Below are 17572 nucleotides of genomic sequence, written 5' to 3' on the forward strand. Positions count from 1 at the left end.
GGACCCTCAGGCCTCCAGCAGGATCGTGAACGGCCCGTCGTTGGTCGAGGACACCTGCATGTGGGCGCCGAACCGGCCGGTGCCGACGGTGACACCGCGCTCGCGGATCGCGTCGACGAGCGCCTCGATCAAGGGTTCGGCGACATCACCCGGGGCGGCCTTCGACCACGAGGGACGGCGTCCCTTGCGGGCGTCGCCGTAGAGGGTGAACTGGGAGACCACGAGCACCTGCGCGTCCGCATCGAGCACCGAGCGCTCGCCCTCGAGGATCCGCAGCTCGCAGATCTTGCGGGCGAGCGTGGCGACCTGTTCGGCGCCGTCGTCATGGGTGGCCCCCACGAGGGCGAGGATTCCCTCGCCCTCGATGCTGCCGGTCACCTCCCCGTCGACCTCGACACGGGCACCGGCGACTCTCTGCAGGACGGCTCGCATGGTGCCGAGGGTAGTCGGCTGTCGGCGTCGGCCGCGCCACCGTTTCAGCCGACGCCTGCGCTGGTTGACCAGCCCTGTGGCCGTGGCCGTGGTCGTGGCCGTTGCCTGCCCCGTGGTTGTGATGGCCGATGGCTCCTGGTGAGGTCTCAACCGCTGTGAGAACGTGAGCCCTCACCACGAGCCATCGAACGACAGCCCGAGCACGGCAGGGCGCCGGCGAACAGCGCGCCGGCGAACAGCGAACCGGCGAGCAGAGCATGGCCCGGGTGTCCGAGGCAGGTGCGCCGCGCGCCGACCGTAGATGTCTCACGATGTGCACCGCCCGCGCGAGCCTCCATCATCAGCCCAGGCGCTCGACCGCGCGTCGCCCGTGGGGACCGAGCAGGCGGATCGTGTCACGCACGGCGAGCTGCGTGGCCTGCCAGTCGTGCCAGATCTGGTCGTAGCTGAGACGGAGCGTCTGCAGGCCGAGCCGGCGCAGCGCGAGATCGCGTCGCCGATCGCGGTCGAATGCGCCGGGGAGACTGTGCGGGCCGCGGCCGTCGATCTCGAGGAAGATCCCTCCCCCGTAGGCGTCCACGAATCCGACGTCCTCGACGAAGACCTGCTGCTCGACGCGGTAGCCGAGCCGTCGGAGCATCCTCACCACCCGTGTCTCGGATCCCGATCCGCTGGCGTCGGAGAGCCGTCCGATGCGGGATCTCAGATGGTCGGGCAGCGCTTCGACGATCGCAGCGATCTCCTCCGGGGTTCTGCGATTCTCGGCGAGGACTGATTCGAGGACGATCGACGCCGATTCCCCGTCGAGACATCGCGCAGCGTGCGCGAGGCTGAGGTCGAGGGAGGCCACGAGGTCCTGCTCCGGCCAGGTCCTGAAATGGGCCGCGGGTGGAGGACGACGCCTGGCCCAGATGCGTGCGAGCGGGGGGGAGTAGAGATGCCGTCGGGAGATCTGATCCGCCGACGGCTCCGGCGTCCATACCTGGTGGCGCATCAGCGCGTCCCTGCAGGTGATCCTGGCGGATGCCCGAGCGGCGGTCACCACCTGCGGATCAGCATCGGGTCGGGCGTAGATGCCACGTGCGACCCGACGCAGGCGTCCGTCGGCCAGGCCCTTGCGAATCTCTGCCGCCGGCACGTCGGCCTCCACGAGCTGTGACCGGGTGAACACGCCCAACGTGGCGGGCGACAGACGATCCTCGCGCGGATCGGCGGGGTGCGGCCGCTTCCACGGGAGTGCTCGGCTCGGAACTGCCATGGTGCTGGCGGTGTGCAGAGGGAGGGCAGTCATGGAGCGAGACTGGGCCAGGACGCCCCGGTACGGATCGCACGGGAGCACTCTGTGGACCACATAGGGGTGGGGAGGACGCCGCCCGAATCCTGAGTCTGAGGACGAGGACGAGGACGAGGACGAGGCCGGGGTCGGGCTCGGGTCCGGGTCCGAGTCCGAGTGCGAGTCCGGGATCGGGTGCGGGATCGGCCGCGGGCCGTCGGTCGCGTGCCGGCCCATCGGCCTGATCGGTTCGCCGATGGTTCCTGGTGAGGTCTCAACCGCTGTGAGAGCTTGAGCCCTCACCAGGAGCCATCGAACGCAACAGATGGCCGATCCCCCACGCGAAACTCGCAGGACGAACGAGATCGGCCGGAAGGCGTAGGCCTCAGCCCGGTCTGCAAGGCCTCAGCGCGGGCCGCCAGGTGTGACGCGGCGCTCGAGAGTGGGGGAGTCGTCCCCCTCGGCTCCGGTGTCGCCGACGGGCCCGCCCTGCCCGGTCGGTCCGCCCTGCCCGGTCGGCCCGCCCGGCATCGACGGCGCGGCCTGCGCCGGTGCTCCAGTTCCTCCGGACGGTCCCGAGCCGCCAGGAACCCCTGCTGCCCCGCCGGACCCGTTGACCACAGGGCGCTCGCCGGACAGGGCGGCATTGTGCTCCCGCTCGGCCTCGCGGGCGATCTCGACCCAGCGTTCGGCGACCCGCACGATCGACTCGGTCGTCGCCTCCCAGGCCGCCTCCTGCTGGCGGTGCGGTCCGGTGGCGAGCGAGAGCACCACGCCGGCGCTGCGCAGCGCGAGCTCGGTGCGGTCCACGCGGCGCTCGAACACGCCGTGCCAGGCGTCGATGGCGTCCTGCACGCGCTGCTGGACCGCCGGGTCGACCCGCCTGGTGCTGCCGTCGTCGGCCAGCACGCTGAGGTGGGCGAGCAGGCAGGCCAGGTCGTCGGCCCGGCGGCCGGGGCCCACGGTGTCGATGTCGAGGACGCCGACCACCTCACCGTTCTCGACGAACACCTGCGCCTCGTAGAAGTCGCCATGGACCACGTCGTGCGCCGACATGTCCAGACGTCGGCCGACGGCGGCGAGACCCTCACGGATCTCCCGCACCAGAGCGTCCACGCGCGGCCCGAGCGAGGGCAGCGAGGAGCTGACGATCCCCGCGTAGAACTCGATCGAGTCCGTCCACGGCGCACGCAGCGGCAGCGGGAACAGGGACGCGGGCAGGCGGTCGAGCATCCCCACCAGGTCCTCGGCCCGGCAGGCCCGGATGCCCTCGTCCAGGATCGCGCGCGACAGCGGCACGCCCGGCAGCTCCTCGAGCACCACGAGTCCCTCGTAATGAGCCAGCACGCGGGGCACCGGGACGCCTGCCGAGAGCAGGTGCCGGTGGCGCTCGACGATCTCGCCGGAACGGCGCGGCTGCATGACCTTCAGGTACAGCCCGCGATCCGGGAGCTGCGCCCGCAGCACGGCGCGGCGGCCCGGGCGGTAGGAGATCACCTCGATGGGCACGTGGGCGGCGGCCTCGGGCGGCAGCTGCACGCCCATGTCCAGCAGCGTGCGGCCGACGACGTCGGGGTAGCAGACCCTCGCGAGCATCGGCAGCCAGGGGTCGTGCGGGTAGCGCCAGACCCGCACGTTGATGTCGCCGTCGGTCATCATCATCGAGTTCTCGGCGTCCAGGAGGTCCTTCTCCTGCTCGCCCACGTGGGCGCTCGCGCCGAACAGCTCCTCGCGGGCGGGTGCCTGCGGTCCGTCGATCTCGGGCCAGGTGACCGTGGTGCGGTACAGGGCCTTCGTGGAACGACCGGGCCGGTGGTCGACATGATCGAGCTCCCACGTGCGCAGCACGCCGCCGGCGTTGCCCACTGCCGAGCGCAGCAGCCCCCCGGCTCCGGGTCCGGTCAGCAGCTCGGACCCGTCGGATGTTCGATCCATGCCTTGTTTCTACCAGCTGGCGTGCTCCGGCACACAGCCCGCGCAGGATCCGTCGCCGCCTACGATGGACACATGAACGAGACCTCGCGCCCGATCGGGACCGACAACCTGCTGGGAATCCCGCCGACCCGCCTCCCCGAGGACCACCCGGACGTCGCCGTGGCAGCCGCCCTGGCCGACGGTGCCGACGCCCGCGACCTCGCCGCTCGCTACCCGGCCTCCTCCCTGGCCTGGGCCGAGCTCGCCCAGGAGGCCTTCGACGCCGAGGACCCGGTCGCCGCCTACGCCTACGCCCGCACCGGCTACCACCGGGGTCTCGACGCACTGCGTCGTGCCGGCTGGAAGGGGCAGGGACCCGTCCCCGCCTCGCACGCCCCCAACCGCGGCTTCCTCAAGGCCCTCGCCCTGCTCGGCGAGGCCGCCGGCCGCATCGGCGAGAGGGACGAGGCCGAGCGCATCCGTGACTTCATCCACGACGCGGATCCGAGCCTGCTGGGCTGAGACCCGCCCGGCGCCCCGGGGCATCCTCCCCGGGCCCGGATTGCTAGACTCTCTGCGGCCCATCCGCCGCTCGCGCGGTCGGGTCACCCACCCGCCCTCCACCCTTTGCAGGAGCTGCCATGCCGGCCGTCGTGATCGTCGGAGCCCAATGGGGGGACGAGGGGAAGGGCAAGGCGACCGACCTGCTCGGTGAGCGAGTCGACTACGTCGTCAAGCCCAACGGCGGCAACAACGCCGGCCACACCGTCGTCGTCCGCGGCGAGAAGTTCGAGCTGAAGCTCCTGCCGGCGGGCATCCTCTCCGAGCGCGTGACCCCCGTGATCGGCAACGGGGTGGTGGTGAACCTCGAGGCGCTGTTCGAGGAGATCGCGACGCTGAAGTCCCGCGGCGTGGACACCGACCGCCTGCGCATCAGTGCGAACGCGCACGTCGTGGCCTCCTACCACCAGACCCTCGACAAGGTCACCGAGCGCTTCCTGGGCAAGCGCGCCATCGGCACCACCGGGCGCGGCATCGGCCCGGCCTACATGGACAAGGTGGGTCGCCTCGGCATCCGCGTGCAGGACCTGTTCGACGCCTCGATCCTGCGCCAGAAGGTCGAGGGCGCCCTGCGCCAGAAGAACGAGTTGCTGGTCAAGCTGTACAACCGGCGCTCCGTCGAGGTCGAGGAGATCGTCGAGGAGCTGCTGGCCTACGCCGATCGTCTGCGGCCGATGGTCGTGGACACCGTCGAGATGCTCAACGTGGCCCTCGACCGCGACGAGGTGGTCCTCATGGAGGGCGGCCAGGCCACCTACCTCGACGTCGATCACGGCACCTACCCGTTCGTCACCAGCTCCAACCCGACCGCCGGCGGAGCCTGCATCGGCGCGGGCATCGGCCCCACCCGCATCGACCGGGTGATCGGGATCGTCAAGGCCTACACCACCCGCGTGGGGGCCGGCCCGTTTCCCACCGAGCTCGAGGACAAGTGGGGCGAGTACCTGCAGACCACCGGCGGCGAGGTGGGCGTGAACACCGGCCGCCCCCGGCGCTGCGGCTGGTACGACGCCCTGATGATCCGCCACGCGGTGCGCATCAACGGCTTCACCGACATCGTCCTGACCAAGCTCGACGTCCTCACCGGCATCGAGGAGGTCCCGATCTGCACCGGGTACGACGTGGACGGCGTGATCCATGACGAGATGCCGATGACGCAGACCGAGTTCCACCACGCGACGCCGGTCTACGAGACCCTTCCCGGCTGGAGCGAGGACATCTCCACCTGCCGCGCCCTCGAGGACCTGCCCGAGAACGCGCGGGCGTACGTGGCCCGGCTCGAGGAGCTCGCCGGCTGCCGCATCAGTGCGATCGGGGTGGGGCCCGACCGCGAGGACACCATCACCGTGCACGACCTGCTGCCGGAGCGATGAGATGACCATCCGCCGACGCACCGACCCCGCTGACGGCGACCAGGCACTGCGCAGCTGGGCCGCGGATCCCGCGGGCGCGACCCGCTCCGTGCTCGCCCCCGCGGTGCGCCACACCCTCGAACTCGTCGCGGAGGAGCAGCCCGGCAACTCCGTCGAGCTGCGGGTCCCGCCCTACGGCGCCGTACAGGCGATCGCGGGAGTCCGCCACACCCGCGGCACCCCACCCGCGATCGTCGAGACCGACGCGGCGACGTGGCTCGCGCTCGCCGTCGGGGACCTCGGCTGGGACGAGGCCGTGGACGCCGGACGCGTGAGCGCGAGCGGTGAGCGCTCCGACCTCACCGAGCTGCTGCCGCTCCCGGGCCCGCGCCGCGTGGTCCGCACGGCGCGCGAGAGCGCGCACGGAGACCCGACGGGGGAGTCGCGATGAGCGTCGCCGTCGAGATCGCGGTGCAGGACCTCGAGGGGCTGCGCATCGCCGCCCATGCCGGAGCGGACCGCGTCGAGCTGTGCAGTGACCTCGCCCGTGGCGGGCTGACGCCCGATCCGGAGCTGATCGGTGCCTGCGTCGCCGAGGCCGCCCGGCTGCGGGAGAGCCGCGACGCCAAACCCGCCTTCGACGTGCACGTGCTGATCCGCTCCCGTGCCGGGGACGGCGACCTGCGCGAGACGGACGGGGAGTTCGTCTACGACGAGGCGGAGATCGCCCGGATGGCCGAGCAGGCCGCGGGGGCCGTCGGCGCCGGCGCCGCGGGCGTCGTGATCGGCGCTCTCACCGAGCAGCGCACGCTCGACGTCCCGGCCCTGGAGGCCCTGCGGGACGCCGCCCTGCAGGCCGGCTCCGATGCCCTGCGTGGCGTGCACCTGACGTGCCACCGCGCCGTCGACGCCCTCGTGGACGACGACGCGCGCGAGGCCGCCGTGACGACCCTGCTCGCTCTGGGGTTCCACCGGGTGCTGAGCTCCGGGGGAGCGCGCAGTGCGCTCGAGGGCGCCGCCTGCCTGTCCCGCATCGTCGACGCGGCGGACGGCCTGATCGACATCTGCGCCGGAGCGGGCATCCGACCGGTCGACGTCCCGCAGCTGGTGGGCACGACAGGGGTCGGCGACATCCATCTCTCGGCCCGCCGCCGCTCCGCCGACGCCGGCTCCGGGCCCGGCACCGGCTCCCAGACCAGTACCGACGCCCCGACGTCCGATGCCCCACCGGCAGGGACGTCCCCCCTGCCCGACGGTCCCGCAGCGGACCCGTTCCGTACCGATCCCGCGGTCGTTCAGGCCGTGGTCGACGCCGCAGGAGAAGTGTGACCTCGCAGCCCAGCCCCGAGACCGCCCAGGACCCCCAGGAGACCGGCGGTCGCCCGTCCGCCTCGCCGGCCGACGGCCCCGTCCCGGCCCATGCCTCGAAGGACCGCGCCCCCGAGTCGGCGGAGGATCGCGGTGCGCCCGACGAGGGGACCGTCCTGTACGTCCGGCGCCGTCGCGTGCCCACCCTGGGCTTCTGGGTGACCCTCTCGATCATCGTCGGCCTCCTCGCCGGGGCCGTCACCGCCCTGATCACGCGCGTGGACTCGGCAGGCGGGGTCATCTACTTCGCGGTCACCGGTGCGGTCTTCATCGGGCTGCCGCTCGCCCTGATCGCGGCGGTCGTCGATGCGGTGATCCACCGCGGGGAGCGCCGCAGGCCGCGCTGAGCGCGCCGCGCCCGCGACGTCCCTGCGGTGCCGTGCCGGGGTGCCCCGCGTGCCCGTGGACGCCGTCTCGGCATCCGAGTCGGGTGTGAGATGATCGGGCCGTGGCACGCGGTGACGGAATGCTCTCGCACGATCTGCTCCCCGGTGAGAAGGGGCCCCAGGACTCCTGTGGGGTCTTCGGCGTCTTCGCCCCCGGCGAGGAGGTCGCCAAGCTCACCTACTACGGTCTGTACGCCCTGCAGCACCGCGGACAGGAGTCCGCGGGCATCGCTGCGAGCGACGGCGAGCAGATCATGGTGTACAAGGACATGGGCCTGGTCTCCCAGGTCTTCGACGAGTCTGCCCTGAGCTCCCTGACCGGGCACATCGCCGTCGGGCACGCGCGCTATTCGACGACCGGAGGCTCGTTCTGGTCGAACGCGCAGCCCACGCTCGGCCCGCGGCCCGACGGGACCGTCGCCCTCGCCCACAACGGCAACCTCGTCAACACCGGTGAGCTCGTGGACCTGCTGCTCGAGCGCAACGGCGGTCGCAACCCGGACAAGGGCGAGATCTCGCGCGGGAACACGACCGACACCGCCCTGGTCACCGCGCTCCTGGACAACGGTGACTCGCTCGAGGACGCGCTGCGCGAGCTGATGGGGCATCTGCGCGGCGCCTACTGCTTCACCCTCATGGACGAGGACACCCTGTACGCCGCCCGCGATCCGCAGGGGATCCGTCCCCTCGTGCTCGGCCGACTCGAGCGCGGCTGGGTGGTCGCCTCCGAGACGGCGGCCCTGGACATCTGCGGTGCGAGCTTCGTGCGCGAGGTCGCCCCGGGCGAGATGATCACGATCGACGCCCAGGGCCTGCGCAGCCAGCAGGTGCTCGAGCCGCGACCGAAGGGCTGCGTCTTCGAGTACGTCTACCTCGCCCGGCCCGACACCGAGATCGCCGGCCGCAGCGTGAACGCCTCGCGGGTCGAGATGGGTCGCCAGCTGGCCCGCGAGCACCCCGTCGAGGCGGACCTGGTGATCCCGACCCCCGAGTCCGGCACGCCGGCGGCGATCGGCTACGCGCAGGAGTCCGGCATCCCCTACGGCCAGGGCATGGTCAAGAACGCCTATGTGGGCCGCACCTTCATCCAGCCCAGCCAGACCATCCGTCAGCTGGGGATCCGCCTGAAGCTCAACCCGTTGAAGGAGATCATCGCCGGCAAGCGGCTCGTGGTGATCGACGACTCCGTGGTGCGGGGCAACACCCAGCGCCAGGTGGTGCGGATGCTGCGCGAGGCCGGTGCCGCGGAGGTCCATGTGCGGATCTCCTCGCCGCCGGTGCGGTGGCCCTGCTACTACGGCATCGATTTCGCCAGCCGCGCGGAGCTGATCGCCAACGGTCTCGGCCCCGAGGAGATCGCCCGTTCGCTGGGTGCCGACTCCCTCGGGTACATCTCCGAGGACGGGATGGTCGCAGCCACCGAGCAGCCCCGCGAGGCCCTGTGCACCGCGTGCTTCAGCGGCGAGTACCCCGTGCCCCTCCCTGACCCCACCGTCCTGGGCAAGAGCGTCCTGGAGGCACGCCGCGACGACCAGCGCGCGGCCCTCTCTGACGCGTCCCACGCCCCCGTCCGCCAGGAGACCGCGACCGCATGACCTCCACCTCGCCGAGCCCCGCGCCCGCCCTGACCTACGCCGAGGCCGGCGTCGACACCGCCGCCGGAGACAAGGCCGTCGACCTGATGAAGGCCGCGGTCGCCGCGACCCACGGCCCCGAGGTGCTCGGTGGAGTGGGGGCCTTCGCCGGGCTGCTCGACGTCAGCGCCCTCAAGACCTACGAGCGCCCGCTGCTGGCCTCCTCGACCGACGGCGTCGGCACCAAGATCGCGATCGCCCGCGCCCTCGACGTCCACGACACCATCGGCCAGGACCTCGTGGGCATGGTGGTCGACGACATCATCGTGGTCGGGGCGAGGCCGCTGGCCATGACCGACTACATCGCCTGCGGGAAGGTCGTGCCCGAGCGGGTGGCCGACATCGTCCGCGGCATCGCCGAGGGCTGCCGGATGGCGGGCTGTGCGCTCGTGGGCGGCGAGACCGCCGAGCACCCCGGACTGATGGCCGCCGAGGACTACGACGTCGCGGGCGCGGCCGTCGGCGTGGTCGAGGCCTCCGCGATGCTGGGTGCCCACCGCGTGCGCCCCGGTGATGCGATCATCGGCATGGACTCCTCGGGCCTGCATTCCAACGGCTACTCCCTGGTGCGCGCGGTGATCGAGGCCCAGGGCCTCGGACTGGACACGGAGGTCCCCGAGCTCGGCCGGACGCTGGGGGAGGAGCTGCTCGAGCCCACCCGCATCTACACCGGGGACCTGCTCTCCCTGCTCGACTCGTCCGCGGGGAAGGGGCTGCACGCCCTCAGCCACGTCACCGGCGGCGGGCTCGCCGCGAACCTCGCGCGCGTGCTGCCCGAGGGTGTCACCGCACGGGTGGATCGCGGCAGCTGGCAGCCGGCCCCGGTCTTCGAGCGCGTCGCCGCCTGGGGAGGCGTGCCGCTCCACGATCTCGAGGCGACGCTGAACATGGGCATCGGGATGGTCGCCGCCGTCTCCGCCGAGCGGGTCGACGCCACCCTCGAGCACCTGCGGGGACGAGGCCTGCCGAGCCGTGTCATCGGCGAGGTGCTCGAGAGCGCCGAGGCGCCGGGCGTCACGGACCGCGACGTGCTCGTGTCCGGGGCGAAGGGCGTCGACGGGGGAGAGGTCCTGCTCACCGGCACGCACGAGGGCTGGGCCTGAGGGCCTGGAATCCTGCCCGTGCACGTGAAGAGGGCGACCCCTCGGGGTCGCCCTCTTCACAGGGAGTATGCGGGGCCGATCGGCCCGGTGCTTCTCAGTGGCGGTTCGCAGCCGTCGAGGTGGAGCCGTCCTCGGCCCAGTCCGTGGCCTCGTCGTCCTCGGGGCCGTCGTGCTCGGTGTCGGCCGACTGGTGCGACTGCAGCTCGCGCTGGAGGGCGGAGAGGTCCGTCGGCGGGCTGTAGTACTTGAGGTCCCGTGCCACCTTGGTCTGCTTGGCTTTCTGTCGGCCACGACCCATGGATCTGACCCCCTGTGCGTCGGCTGGCGGGCGCGCGAGCCCGGACGATGGCAATGTTTCGGAACCCGATCCTACATCGCAATCGGCGTCGCCAGCCAACCGACGGGAGTGGTGTGAGCAACGCCCACGGCGTACTGCGGGGTTCCTGTGACGCCGCCGACGCGCCGATCGTGCTCGGGACGCGAAGTCTCGCCGGGGCTCCGGCGCCCGTACGAGCGAACACCCCCGTCATGTCCGATTTTCGTCCTTTAGTGCCTGTAGGGGGCGGTGCGAAGGGCCCTGGCATGAAAGTTTCCAGTCGGTATTGGAACTTTCGTCCGTGTCGTCTGCTCTGTCCGTCTTGCTACGATAGATGTGCAACCTTGGCCCCAAGCACCCAGAGAAAGGGGACCCCCCCAATGGCTGCAACGATTGAACAGCACTCGATGGAGAGCTCGTCGGCGTACACGGCGCTGCTCACCCCGGCAGAGGTCGCCCGGTTGTTCCGGGTCGACCCCAAGACAGTGACCCGTTGGGCGCAGTCCGGCAAGCTCTCGCCGCTGCGCACGCTCGGCGGACATCGTCGCTACAGGCGCGAGGAGGTCGAGCGGCTCCTGACCGAGAGCACCGGTGAAGACGCCAACTGAGGCCTTCACCGCCCCCGGGAGTCCCCTGCGCTGACAGGCGCGCCTGGTCCGACGGCCCGCGATCCACACGGATCGCGGGCCGTCGTACTGTGCGCAGCATCGTCCGCCCGGACCCGGCCTCGTCCCCGGGTCCGCGCTCAGCGTCGGCGCGTCGCCAGTTCCCGGAGTCCGAGCGCGGCCCCCAGGACGACGGGGACCACGAGGGCGCTCGCACCCAGCACGAGGGAGGCCGCGGCCGCCGTCGCCGGCGCGGTCCCCAGGGAGACCAGGAGCAGGGCGAGCGCCGTCTCGGTGAGTCCGCCACCGCCAGGGGTCACCGGCACCAGGGAGACGGCGCGCCCGACCAGGAACACGCCCAGGAGGGGCAGGAGCCCCACGTCCGCGCCGAGGGAGCGGAGCGTGATCACCAGCACGGCGAACTGCGCCGCCCGTCCCAGCAGCAGAGGGATCAGGACGCCTGCCCAGCGTCGGGCCAGGAGGCCGGCCACACGGTCGCGGACCTCGAGGGCAGCGGTGGCGGGCGCACCGCCGTCCGCACTCCCGCCGGCTGCGCTCCCGCCGCCGCGTCCCGTCATCTCGAGCACCGAGGTGATCGTCGGCCCCAGGGCGTCGAGGACACGGACCGCCGACGGGCGATGGAGCACGAGGACCCCCGCCGCGAGTGTCGCCAGCACGCCGAGCAGCCCCAGCACGACCGCTCCCACCGAGCCGGGGAGATCGTGGTCGCGGCCCAGGAGCCCGTAGGCGAGCAGCGCCAGGAGCGGTATGGCCACCCCGCTGAACAGGACGTCGGTCAGGGAGAAGGCTGCGATGCCGCTCGCGACGGTACGCGTGGGCACACGCCGACGGCGCAGGGTGGTCGCCACGATCGCGATCCCCAGCAGGGAGCCTCCCGGGATCACCAGGGCAGTCGCACCGGCCGCCGCCTGTGCCCGGAGGGTGGGGGCCACGGGGGCTCCGGGAAGCACGGCGCGAGCCGCTGCTCCCTCGAGCAGGACCGAGAGAGCCCCGAGCGCGACCGCGAGCAGCAGCACCGTGCCGGGCACCGAGGCCAGGGTCGTCCCGATCCGGGGGAGATCGAGGTCCAGGGCACGGGGGAGGAGCCAGAGCAGCAGCAGTGTCAGCAGCAGCACTGAAGCGGCAGCGATCAGGAGGCGGGAGCGCGTGGGACGCGGGGTGCGCGTGAGCCCGAGTGCGCCGGCGAGCAGGGCGTCCGCACCGCCTGCAGGGGGATCCGGGACCCTCGGGTCGTGGTCCGGGTCGGTGCGCGCCATGCTCGGGATTCTCCCATGCGCCGGGGGATCCGGGACCGCTCACGGGGCGGGTGTCCCCGCGCCGAGGGGCGGGGGCGCGGGACGTCCGGCTCTCCGCCTATCCTGAGTGGGCCATGAGCTCTCTGTTCGACGACATGTCCCTGCCCGACTCCTTCCGCGCGCTCAGCGGGGTCCGGGTCGAGCCCGGCGCGCCCGACGACTCGATGGCGCCGCCGCCGGAGGACGACGCACCCCCGCCGGAGGACGACGCGCCCCCGCCCGAGGAGGAGCCGCCGCCGGAACACGACGAGCGCCCTGCTCCGAGTGCCTGGGGCCCCACCGCGTGGGCGCCCAGCGGCCCCGCGGACGCGAGCGATCTCGTGGACGGGCTGAACCCGCCCCAGCGCGAGGCGGTCGAGCACCGCGGCAGCCCCCTGCTGATCGTCGCGGGTGCGGGATCGGGCAAGACCCGAGTCCTCACCCGCCGCATCGCGCACCTGCTGCGCACCGGTGAGGCGCTGCCCGGGGAGATCCTCGCGATCACCTTCACCAACAAGGCCGCCGCAGAGATGCGCGAGAGGGTCGAGGAGCTCGTGGGCCCCGCCGGTCGCGGCATGTGGGTCTCGACCTTCCACTCGGCGTGCGTGCGGATCCTGCGCCGCGAGCACGCGGCCGTCGGGCTGAAGAGCTCGTTCACCATCTACGACTCGGCCGATTCCCTGCGGCTGATCACGAACATCGCCAAGGACTTCGGGCTCGACACCAAGAAGAACCCGCCGCGGGGCATCGCCTCGAAGGTCAGCTCGCTGAAGAACGAGCTCGTCGATCCGATCGACTACGCGGACGAGGCCGAGACCGCCAAGAACCCGTTCGAGAAGTCCATCGCGCAGGTCTACACCGCCTACACCGAGCGTCTGCGCCAGGCCAACGCCGTGGACTTCGACGACCTCATCGGCCTGACCGTCACGCTGATGCGGGAGAACCCTGCGGTGCGCGAGAGCTACCGTCGGCGCTTCCGCCACGTGCTCGTGGACGAGTACCAGGACACCAACCACGCCCAGTACTCCCTGGTGAGGGAGCTGGTGGGCGAGGACCCCCGCGCCGACCTCACCGTGGTCGGCGACTCCGACCAGTCGATCTACGCCTTCCGCGGCGCCACCATCCGCAACATCGTCGAGTTCGAGCAGGACTACCCCTCGGCGCGCACGATCGTCCTGGAGCAGAACTACCGCTCCACCCAGAACGTGCTCAGCGCGGCCAACGCGGTGATCGAGGAGAACCAGGGGCGGCGCAAGAAGAACCTGTGGACGGACCACGGCGAGGGCGAGAAGGTCACCCTCTACGTCGCCGACGACGAGCAGGCCGAGGCACGCTACATCGGCCGGCAGATCGACGCCCTGGTCGACGGCGGCCGGCGGGCCAGCGACATCGCGATCTTCTATCGCGCCAACGCGCAGTCACGTGCCCTCGAGGACCAGCTGATCCGGGTGGGCCTGCCCTACCGCGTGGTGGGCGGCACCCGCTTCTACGAGCGTCGCGAGATCAAGGACGCCGTCGCCTACCTGCAGGTCGTCGCCAATCCCGACGACGAGATCAACCTGCGCCGCATCCTCAACGTGCCCAAGCGCGGCATCGGCGACCGCGCCGAGGCGGCCATCGCCCTGCTGGCGGAGCAGGACCGCATCAGCTTCGGCGATGCGCTGCGCCGGGCCGAGGAGGCTCCGGGCATCGCCACCCGCTCCCTGAAGTCGGTGCGCGGCTTCGTGTCGATGCTCGACGACCTCCGCGAGCTGTACGAGCAGGGGACCGGCCCCGCCGAGCTGGTCGAGCAGATCCTGCAGCGCTCGGGCTACTACGCCGAGCTGCAGGGCAGCGACGACCCGCAGGACGAGTCCCGCCTGGAGAACCTCGCGGAGCTGGTGGGGGTGGCGAGCGAGTTCGAGGCCGAGGCCGAGGCCGGCGCCGCGGCGGCGAGCGAGTTCGAGGAGACGGAGGAGAACGCCGGCGACGGGGAGGACGGCTCCGCCCTGCCCGCGACCGACGATCCCGAGGCGCCCATGCTCGACCAGTTCCTCGAGAAGGTCTCCCTGGTCGCCGACGCCGACCAGATCCCCGGCGGCGAGGACCAGTTCGTCACCCTGATGACGCTGCACACCGCCAAGGGGCTCGAGTTCCCGGTCGTCTTCCTCACCGGGCTCGAGGACGGCACCTTCCCCCATCAGCGCACCCTCGCCGACCCCGAGCAGCTCGAGGAGGAGCGGCGACTGGCTTACGTTGGCATCACCCGTGCGCGGGAGAAGCTCTACCTGACGCGTGCGCAGATGCGCGCCACCTGGGGCGCCCCGCAGTTCTTCCCCGGCAGCCGGTTCCTCGACGAGATCCCCGAGGGCGTCCTCGACGTGGCCCGCGCCGGCTCGTCCCTGTCCGGGGTCGGCTACGGCGGGTCCGGGCGCGGCTACGGCGGCGGAGGCCACGGAGGTGGTGGCTACGGCGGCGGCTCCTCGCGAGGACCCTCGTTCAGCGGCGGCACCGCCGGTGGCCGCCGGGACGTCTCCCGGCCCTCCTTCGGCTCGGGGCGTGCGGCGCGCTCCGCGGTCGACATGCCGTCCTTCGCGGTCGGCGACCGCGTCACCCACGACAGCTTCGGGATGGGGACGGTCACCGAGGTCGCCGGGCAGGACGAGAAGACCCAGGTCGAGGTCCAGTTCAAGGCTCCGCACGGCACCAAGCGCCTGTTGCTGCGCTACGCCCCGCTCACCAAGCTCTGAGCTGCTCTCGGGGGCACCCGCGGACGCTTCCGTGGCTCCCGCGCGTGCCGTTACAGTGCGTGCCGTTCCAGTGCGTGCTGCTCACGCCGCTCGTGTCGCGGAGGTCGCTCGGGCGTCGAGCGGGGTGCGACGGCGCCAGTACCCGATCAGGGCGGCGATGATCGCGAGCGGCCAGAGCAGGAACGGGACGTAGCAGACCAGCAGCAGGGCACGGTCCCCGGCTCCCATCCCGCGATCGGGGGTCCATCCCGTGCGCAGGCCCAGCCACGTGGTCGCCAGCGAGACGATCAGCGAGGCCCAGATGGCGAGCATCGTCAGCACGCCGGCGGTCCCGATGGCGGTGGGCAGCCAGCGCGGGATCACGCGCCCGCCGGCGCCCGGCACGAATCCCGGGACCCTCTCGCCCCAGCGCATGGCGAGCCCCAGGCAGGCCAGCCCCACGATGATCTCGACCAGGTCGAGGCCGATCACGTACCGCACCGCCTCGGCGCTGCCGCGGAACAGCGGGGCATCGGCGAAGCCGACGTCCACACCGCTGAGCATGAGCACCCGCCAGAGCACTGAGGGCAGGGGGAGCAGCAGGCACAGCCAGGTGGCCGTCCGCGCCCAGGGCTGCACGCTGCGGTCGACTGCCCCGAGACTAAATAGAGACGCTGTTCCAGAACGCATGCTCTGATACTGCACTAGGATTCCCGGCATGGCAAGACCCGCACGCTTCACCGCGGACGACATCCTCGACGGAGCCGCCCGCGCTCTCCTGTCCATCGGCCCCTCGCTCACCATCGCCGACATCGCCCGCGCGATCGAGGGCCCGAGCGGATCGATCTATCACCGCTTCGCCTCCCGGGAGGAGCTCCTGGGCCGACTGTGGCTGCGGTCCATCGGCCGCTTCCACGAGGACCTGCTGGAGGCGATGGCCCTGCCCGATCCCTGGGCGGCGATCGCCGCGAGCGCGCGCTGCGTCCCCGACTTCTGTCGGCGTCACCCCGCCCAGGCCCGGTCGATGCTGCTGTTCAGCAGGGCTCGCCTCCTCGAGGCGGGGCCCGCCTCCCTGCGGGAGGACGCCCGCGGCGTCAACGACGCGATCGACGAGGCCCAGGTCGATCTCGCGCAGCGCGCGTACGGAGCAGAGGCCGACGCCAGGCTCGAGGTGCTCTCGGTCGCGATCCGGCAGTCCCCCTACGGGATCACTCGTCCCTTCATCGGGCGGGAGATGCCGCCCTGGTTGGACGACGCCGTGGTCGCGGCGTCCCTCGCGATCGCGCGGCTCGAGGTCCGTCCGGACTAGGCCGGGGCGGGCGATGCCCGTCAGGAATCCCGTGCGGCGCTCTCGTCGGAGCTCTGCCCCGAGGGCCGCCCGAAGCTCCCGCCCGAGCTCTTCCTCGAGCCCGAGTCCGTGTCGCCGGGCCGGGAGTCGTCCAGGACGTCGATGCTGCCGGCGTAGTTCGCGACCCACACGCTCGCCGTCGTCGGCTCGTAGGCGACCCCCACCGGGTTGCGCCCGACCTTCTCGCGCTGGACCTCCGAGAGCGTCTCGACGTCGAACTTCGAGACCGAGTCCTCGTAGTAGTTCACGACGTACAGCGCAGTGCCGTCGGGGGAGATGTCCATCGAACGCGGTTCGCGCCCGGTGTCGACCTGGCGCAGCACCTCCCCGGTCCTCGCATCCATCTCGAGCAGCCGGTCTGAGCCGGCCTCGGTGAGGTACATGCGGGTGCCGTCGGGGGAGAGGACGAGGTGGCGGGGCTTGCGGCCGGTGTCGCGCACCAGTTCGCTGGTGCCCTTGTCGACGTCGATGCGGAACAGCTCATCGGCGTACATCGCCGTGACGTAGGCGGTGTTGTCGTCGGGCAGGATCACGATGCCGCGCGGGGCCGAGTCGACGTCGATCTCCTTGGTCACCTCGCCCTTCGCCAGGTCGACGACGGAGACCGTCTTGTCGCACCAGTTGGAGACCAGCGCGGAGGACTGGTCCGGCGAGATGGCGACGTACTTGGGCACGCGTCCCACCTCGATCGCCTGGTCCCAGCTCATCGTGGCGGTGTCCAGACGCAGCAGCGCGCTGCGCCCCGTCTTCTCACCGTTGCGGCAGTCGTCGTTGCCGGAGGCGCCGTGCCCCTCGCCCTTCATCTGGTACTGCGAGACGTAGGCGTAGCGCCCGTCCGAGGTCCAGTCGGCCTCCACCGGCGCCCCCTGCGAGGCCCCCGGGTAGTCGGGGAAGCCCAGATCGTCCATCTGCACGGTGTCCTCGACCGTCGCGTGCAGGTCGCGGTCGGCGGCGTCGTAGACGGTCACCGAGTGGGCGTAGAGCATGTTGTTCGCGATCACCAGTCCATGGCCGTTGCTGACCACGGATTTCGGAGTGATGTCCCCGGTGATCCGGTGCCGATCACCCATGCGGGTCTGCGCGGAGGGGACGTCGAGCTCGGCGGACTGCGCCCAGGGCAGGTCCTCGGCCCAGGCGGGCGTGGCGCCGGCCCTCGTGCCGTCGTCCTCGCCGGCGGAGGTCGAATCGCCGTCCAGGATGCCCGTGCGTCGGAGGGCGACCAGGGTGAGCGCGGCGACCAGGGCGAGACACACCAGGATCGCCAGCAGGGGGATCAG

17 protein-coding genes are annotated in these 17572 nt (G+C 71.9%); 10 read left to right on the top strand and 7 right to left on the bottom strand.

All coding sequences use genetic code 11. The features are described 5' to 3' along the window. Positions 1 to 6: 6 nt before the first annotated feature. The 3 genes from dtd to DEO23_RS03590 all read right to left on the bottom strand — a co-directional run bounded on the left by dtd (position 7) and on the right by DEO23_RS03590 (position 3640). Positions 7 to 432, bottom strand: coding sequence for a D-aminoacyl-tRNA deacylase (gene dtd / locus DEO23_RS03580; protein ID WP_109274598.1), 426 nt, complete (start codon positions 430 to 432; stop codon positions 7 to 9). Between the two features lie 340 nt (positions 433 to 772). Continuing rightward, entirely contained in the window at positions 773 to 1723 is a 951-nt protein-coding gene (locus DEO23_RS03585) for a type IV toxin-antitoxin system AbiEi family antitoxin domain-containing protein (RefSeq protein WP_240613188.1), read from the bottom strand. A gap of 387 nt (positions 1724 to 2110) precedes the next feature. Beyond that, positions 2111 to 3640 (bottom strand): phosphotransferase, encoded by a 1530-nt coding sequence (locus DEO23_RS03590; RefSeq protein ID WP_240613189.1) that lies wholly within the window; start codon positions 3638 to 3640, stop codon positions 2111 to 2113. A 72-nt stretch (positions 3641 to 3712) separates the two neighbouring features. Here DEO23_RS03590 and DEO23_RS03595 point away from each other — a divergent pair, with 72 nt between their 5' ends. The 7 genes from DEO23_RS03595 (at position 3713) to purM (ending at position 10023) form a co-directional block, all read left to right on the top strand. After that, entirely contained in the window at positions 3713 to 4141 is a 429-nt protein-coding gene (locus tag DEO23_RS03595) for a DUF3151 domain-containing protein (RefSeq protein WP_109274599.1), read from the top strand. Between the two features lie 119 nt (positions 4142 to 4260). Further along, complete coding sequence (locus DEO23_RS03600; RefSeq protein WP_109274600.1) at positions 4261 to 5553, top strand: adenylosuccinate synthase; 1293 nt, start codon at positions 4261 to 4263, stop codon at positions 5551 to 5553. Position 5554: 1 nt separating this feature from the next. Continuing rightward, complete coding sequence (locus DEO23_RS03605; protein WP_109274601.1) at positions 5555 to 5983, top strand: sterol carrier family protein; 429 nt, start codon at positions 5555 to 5557, stop codon at positions 5981 to 5983. Further along, a complete protein-coding gene (locus DEO23_RS03610) occupies positions 5980 to 6861 on the top strand; it encodes a copper homeostasis protein CutC (protein WP_109274602.1) in 882 nt (293 codons plus the stop codon). The genes DEO23_RS03605 and DEO23_RS03610 overlap by 4 nt, the downstream gene beginning before the upstream one ends. Then, positions 6858 to 7247 carry a hypothetical protein gene (locus DEO23_RS03615; RefSeq protein ID WP_109274603.1) on the top strand — a complete coding sequence of 130 codons (390 nt, stop codon included), beginning with the start codon at positions 6858 to 6860 and terminating at the stop codon, positions 7245 to 7247. The genes DEO23_RS03610 and DEO23_RS03615 overlap by 4 nt, the downstream gene beginning before the upstream one ends. Positions 7248 to 7348: 101 nt before the next feature. Continuing rightward, positions 7349 to 8881 carry an amidophosphoribosyltransferase gene (gene purF / locus DEO23_RS03620; RefSeq protein ID WP_109274604.1) on the top strand — a complete coding sequence of 511 codons (1533 nt, stop codon included), beginning with the start codon at positions 7349 to 7351 and terminating at the stop codon, positions 8879 to 8881. Continuing rightward, positions 8878 to 10023 (top strand): phosphoribosylformylglycinamidine cyclo-ligase, encoded by a 1146-nt coding sequence (purM, locus tag DEO23_RS03625; protein WP_109274605.1) that lies wholly within the window; start codon positions 8878 to 8880, stop codon positions 10021 to 10023. Before purF ends, purM begins: the two co-directional genes overlap by 4 nt. 94 nt (positions 10024 to 10117) lie before the next feature. Here the strand turns inward: purM and DEO23_RS03630 are convergent, their stop codons facing one another. Continuing rightward, entirely contained in the window at positions 10118 to 10321 is a 204-nt protein-coding gene (locus DEO23_RS03630) for a DUF3073 domain-containing protein (protein ID WP_109274606.1), read from the bottom strand. A 425-nt stretch (positions 10322 to 10746) separates the two neighbouring features. Between DEO23_RS03630 and DEO23_RS03635 the strand changes: the two genes are divergently transcribed. Further along, complete coding sequence (locus DEO23_RS03635; protein ID WP_109274607.1) at positions 10747 to 10947, top strand: BldC family transcriptional regulator; 201 nt, start codon at positions 10747 to 10749, stop codon at positions 10945 to 10947. A gap of 137 nt (positions 10948 to 11084) precedes the next feature. Here the strand turns inward: DEO23_RS03635 and DEO23_RS03640 are convergent, their stop codons facing one another. After that, entirely contained in the window at positions 11085 to 12221 is a 1137-nt protein-coding gene (locus tag DEO23_RS03640) for a lysylphosphatidylglycerol synthase domain-containing protein (protein WP_109274608.1), read from the bottom strand. Between the two features lie 113 nt (positions 12222 to 12334). Here DEO23_RS03640 and DEO23_RS03645 point away from each other — a divergent pair, with 113 nt between their 5' ends. Then, positions 12335 to 14968: a UvrD-helicase domain-containing protein gene (locus DEO23_RS03645; protein WP_109274609.1), complete on the top strand. Its 2634-nt coding sequence runs from the start codon at positions 12335 to 12337 to the stop codon at positions 14966 to 14968. Between the two features lie 81 nt (positions 14969 to 15049). Here the strand turns inward: DEO23_RS03645 and DEO23_RS03650 are convergent, their stop codons facing one another. Further along, positions 15050 to 15637 (bottom strand): hypothetical protein, encoded by a 588-nt coding sequence (locus DEO23_RS03650; RefSeq protein WP_133249829.1) that lies wholly within the window; start codon positions 15635 to 15637, stop codon positions 15050 to 15052. Between the two features lie 28 nt (positions 15638 to 15665). Here DEO23_RS03650 and DEO23_RS03655 point away from each other — a divergent pair, with 28 nt between their 5' ends. Further along, complete coding sequence (locus DEO23_RS03655; protein ID WP_109274611.1) at positions 15666 to 16256, top strand: TetR/AcrR family transcriptional regulator; 591 nt, start codon at positions 15666 to 15668, stop codon at positions 16254 to 16256. Between the two features lie 20 nt (positions 16257 to 16276). Here the strand turns inward: DEO23_RS03655 and DEO23_RS03660 are convergent, their stop codons facing one another. After that, positions 16277 to 17548 (bottom strand): YncE family protein, encoded by a 1272-nt coding sequence (locus DEO23_RS03660; protein ID WP_240613190.1) that lies wholly within the window; start codon positions 17546 to 17548, stop codon positions 16277 to 16279. Positions 17549 to 17572: the final 24 nt, after the last annotated feature.

Origin of the sequence: Brachybacterium endophyticum (assembly GCF_003130585.1) — a bacterium.
GTDB lineage: Bacteria > Actinomycetota > Actinomycetes > Actinomycetales > Dermabacteraceae > Brachybacterium > Brachybacterium endophyticum.

What these genes read in the sequence shown, in the direction of transcription:
- DEO23_RS03600 (WP_109274600.1), top strand. Translation starts at nt 4,261, where the DNA reads ATGCCGGCCGTCGTGATCGTCGGAGCCCAATGGGGGGACGAGGGGAAG.
- DEO23_RS03605 (WP_109274601.1), top strand. Translation starts at nt 5,555, where the DNA reads ATGACCATCCGCCGACGCACCGACCCCGCTGACGGCGACCAGGCACTG.
- DEO23_RS03630 (WP_109274606.1), bottom strand. Translation starts at nt 10,321, where the DNA reads ATGGGTCGTGGCCGACAGAAAGCCAAGCAGACCAAGGTGGCACGGGAC.
- DEO23_RS03650 (WP_133249829.1), bottom strand. Translation starts at nt 15,637, where the DNA reads ATGCGTTCTGGAACAGCGTCTCTATTTAGTCTCGGGGCAGTCGACCGC.
- DEO23_RS03610 (WP_109274602.1), top strand. Translation starts at nt 5,980, where the DNA reads ATGAGCGTCGCCGTCGAGATCGCGGTGCAGGACCTCGAGGGGCTGCGC.
- dtd (WP_109274598.1), bottom strand. Translation starts at nt 432, where the DNA reads ATGCGAGCCGTCCTGCAGAGAGTCGCCGGTGCCCGTGTCGAGGTCGAC.
- DEO23_RS03655 (WP_109274611.1), top strand. Translation starts at nt 15,666, where the DNA reads ATGGCAAGACCCGCACGCTTCACCGCGGACGACATCCTCGACGGAGCC.
- purM (WP_109274605.1), top strand. Translation starts at nt 8,878, where the DNA reads ATGACCTCCACCTCGCCGAGCCCCGCGCCCGCCCTGACCTACGCCGAG.
- DEO23_RS03595 (WP_109274599.1), top strand. Translation starts at nt 3,713, where the DNA reads ATGAACGAGACCTCGCGCCCGATCGGGACCGACAACCTGCTGGGAATC.
- DEO23_RS03640 (WP_109274608.1), bottom strand. Translation starts at nt 12,221, where the DNA reads ATGGCGCGCACCGACCCGGACCACGACCCGAGGGTCCCGGATCCCCCT.
- DEO23_RS03635 (WP_109274607.1), top strand. Translation starts at nt 10,747, where the DNA reads ATGGAGAGCTCGTCGGCGTACACGGCGCTGCTCACCCCGGCAGAGGTC.
- DEO23_RS03645 (WP_109274609.1), top strand. Translation starts at nt 12,335, where the DNA reads ATGAGCTCTCTGTTCGACGACATGTCCCTGCCCGACTCCTTCCGCGCG.
- DEO23_RS03585 (WP_240613188.1), bottom strand. Translation starts at nt 1,723, where the DNA reads ATGACTGCCCTCCCTCTGCACACCGCCAGCACCATGGCAGTTCCGAGC.
- DEO23_RS03590 (WP_240613189.1), bottom strand. Translation starts at nt 3,640, where the DNA reads ATGGATCGAACATCCGACGGGTCCGAGCTGCTGACCGGACCCGGAGCC.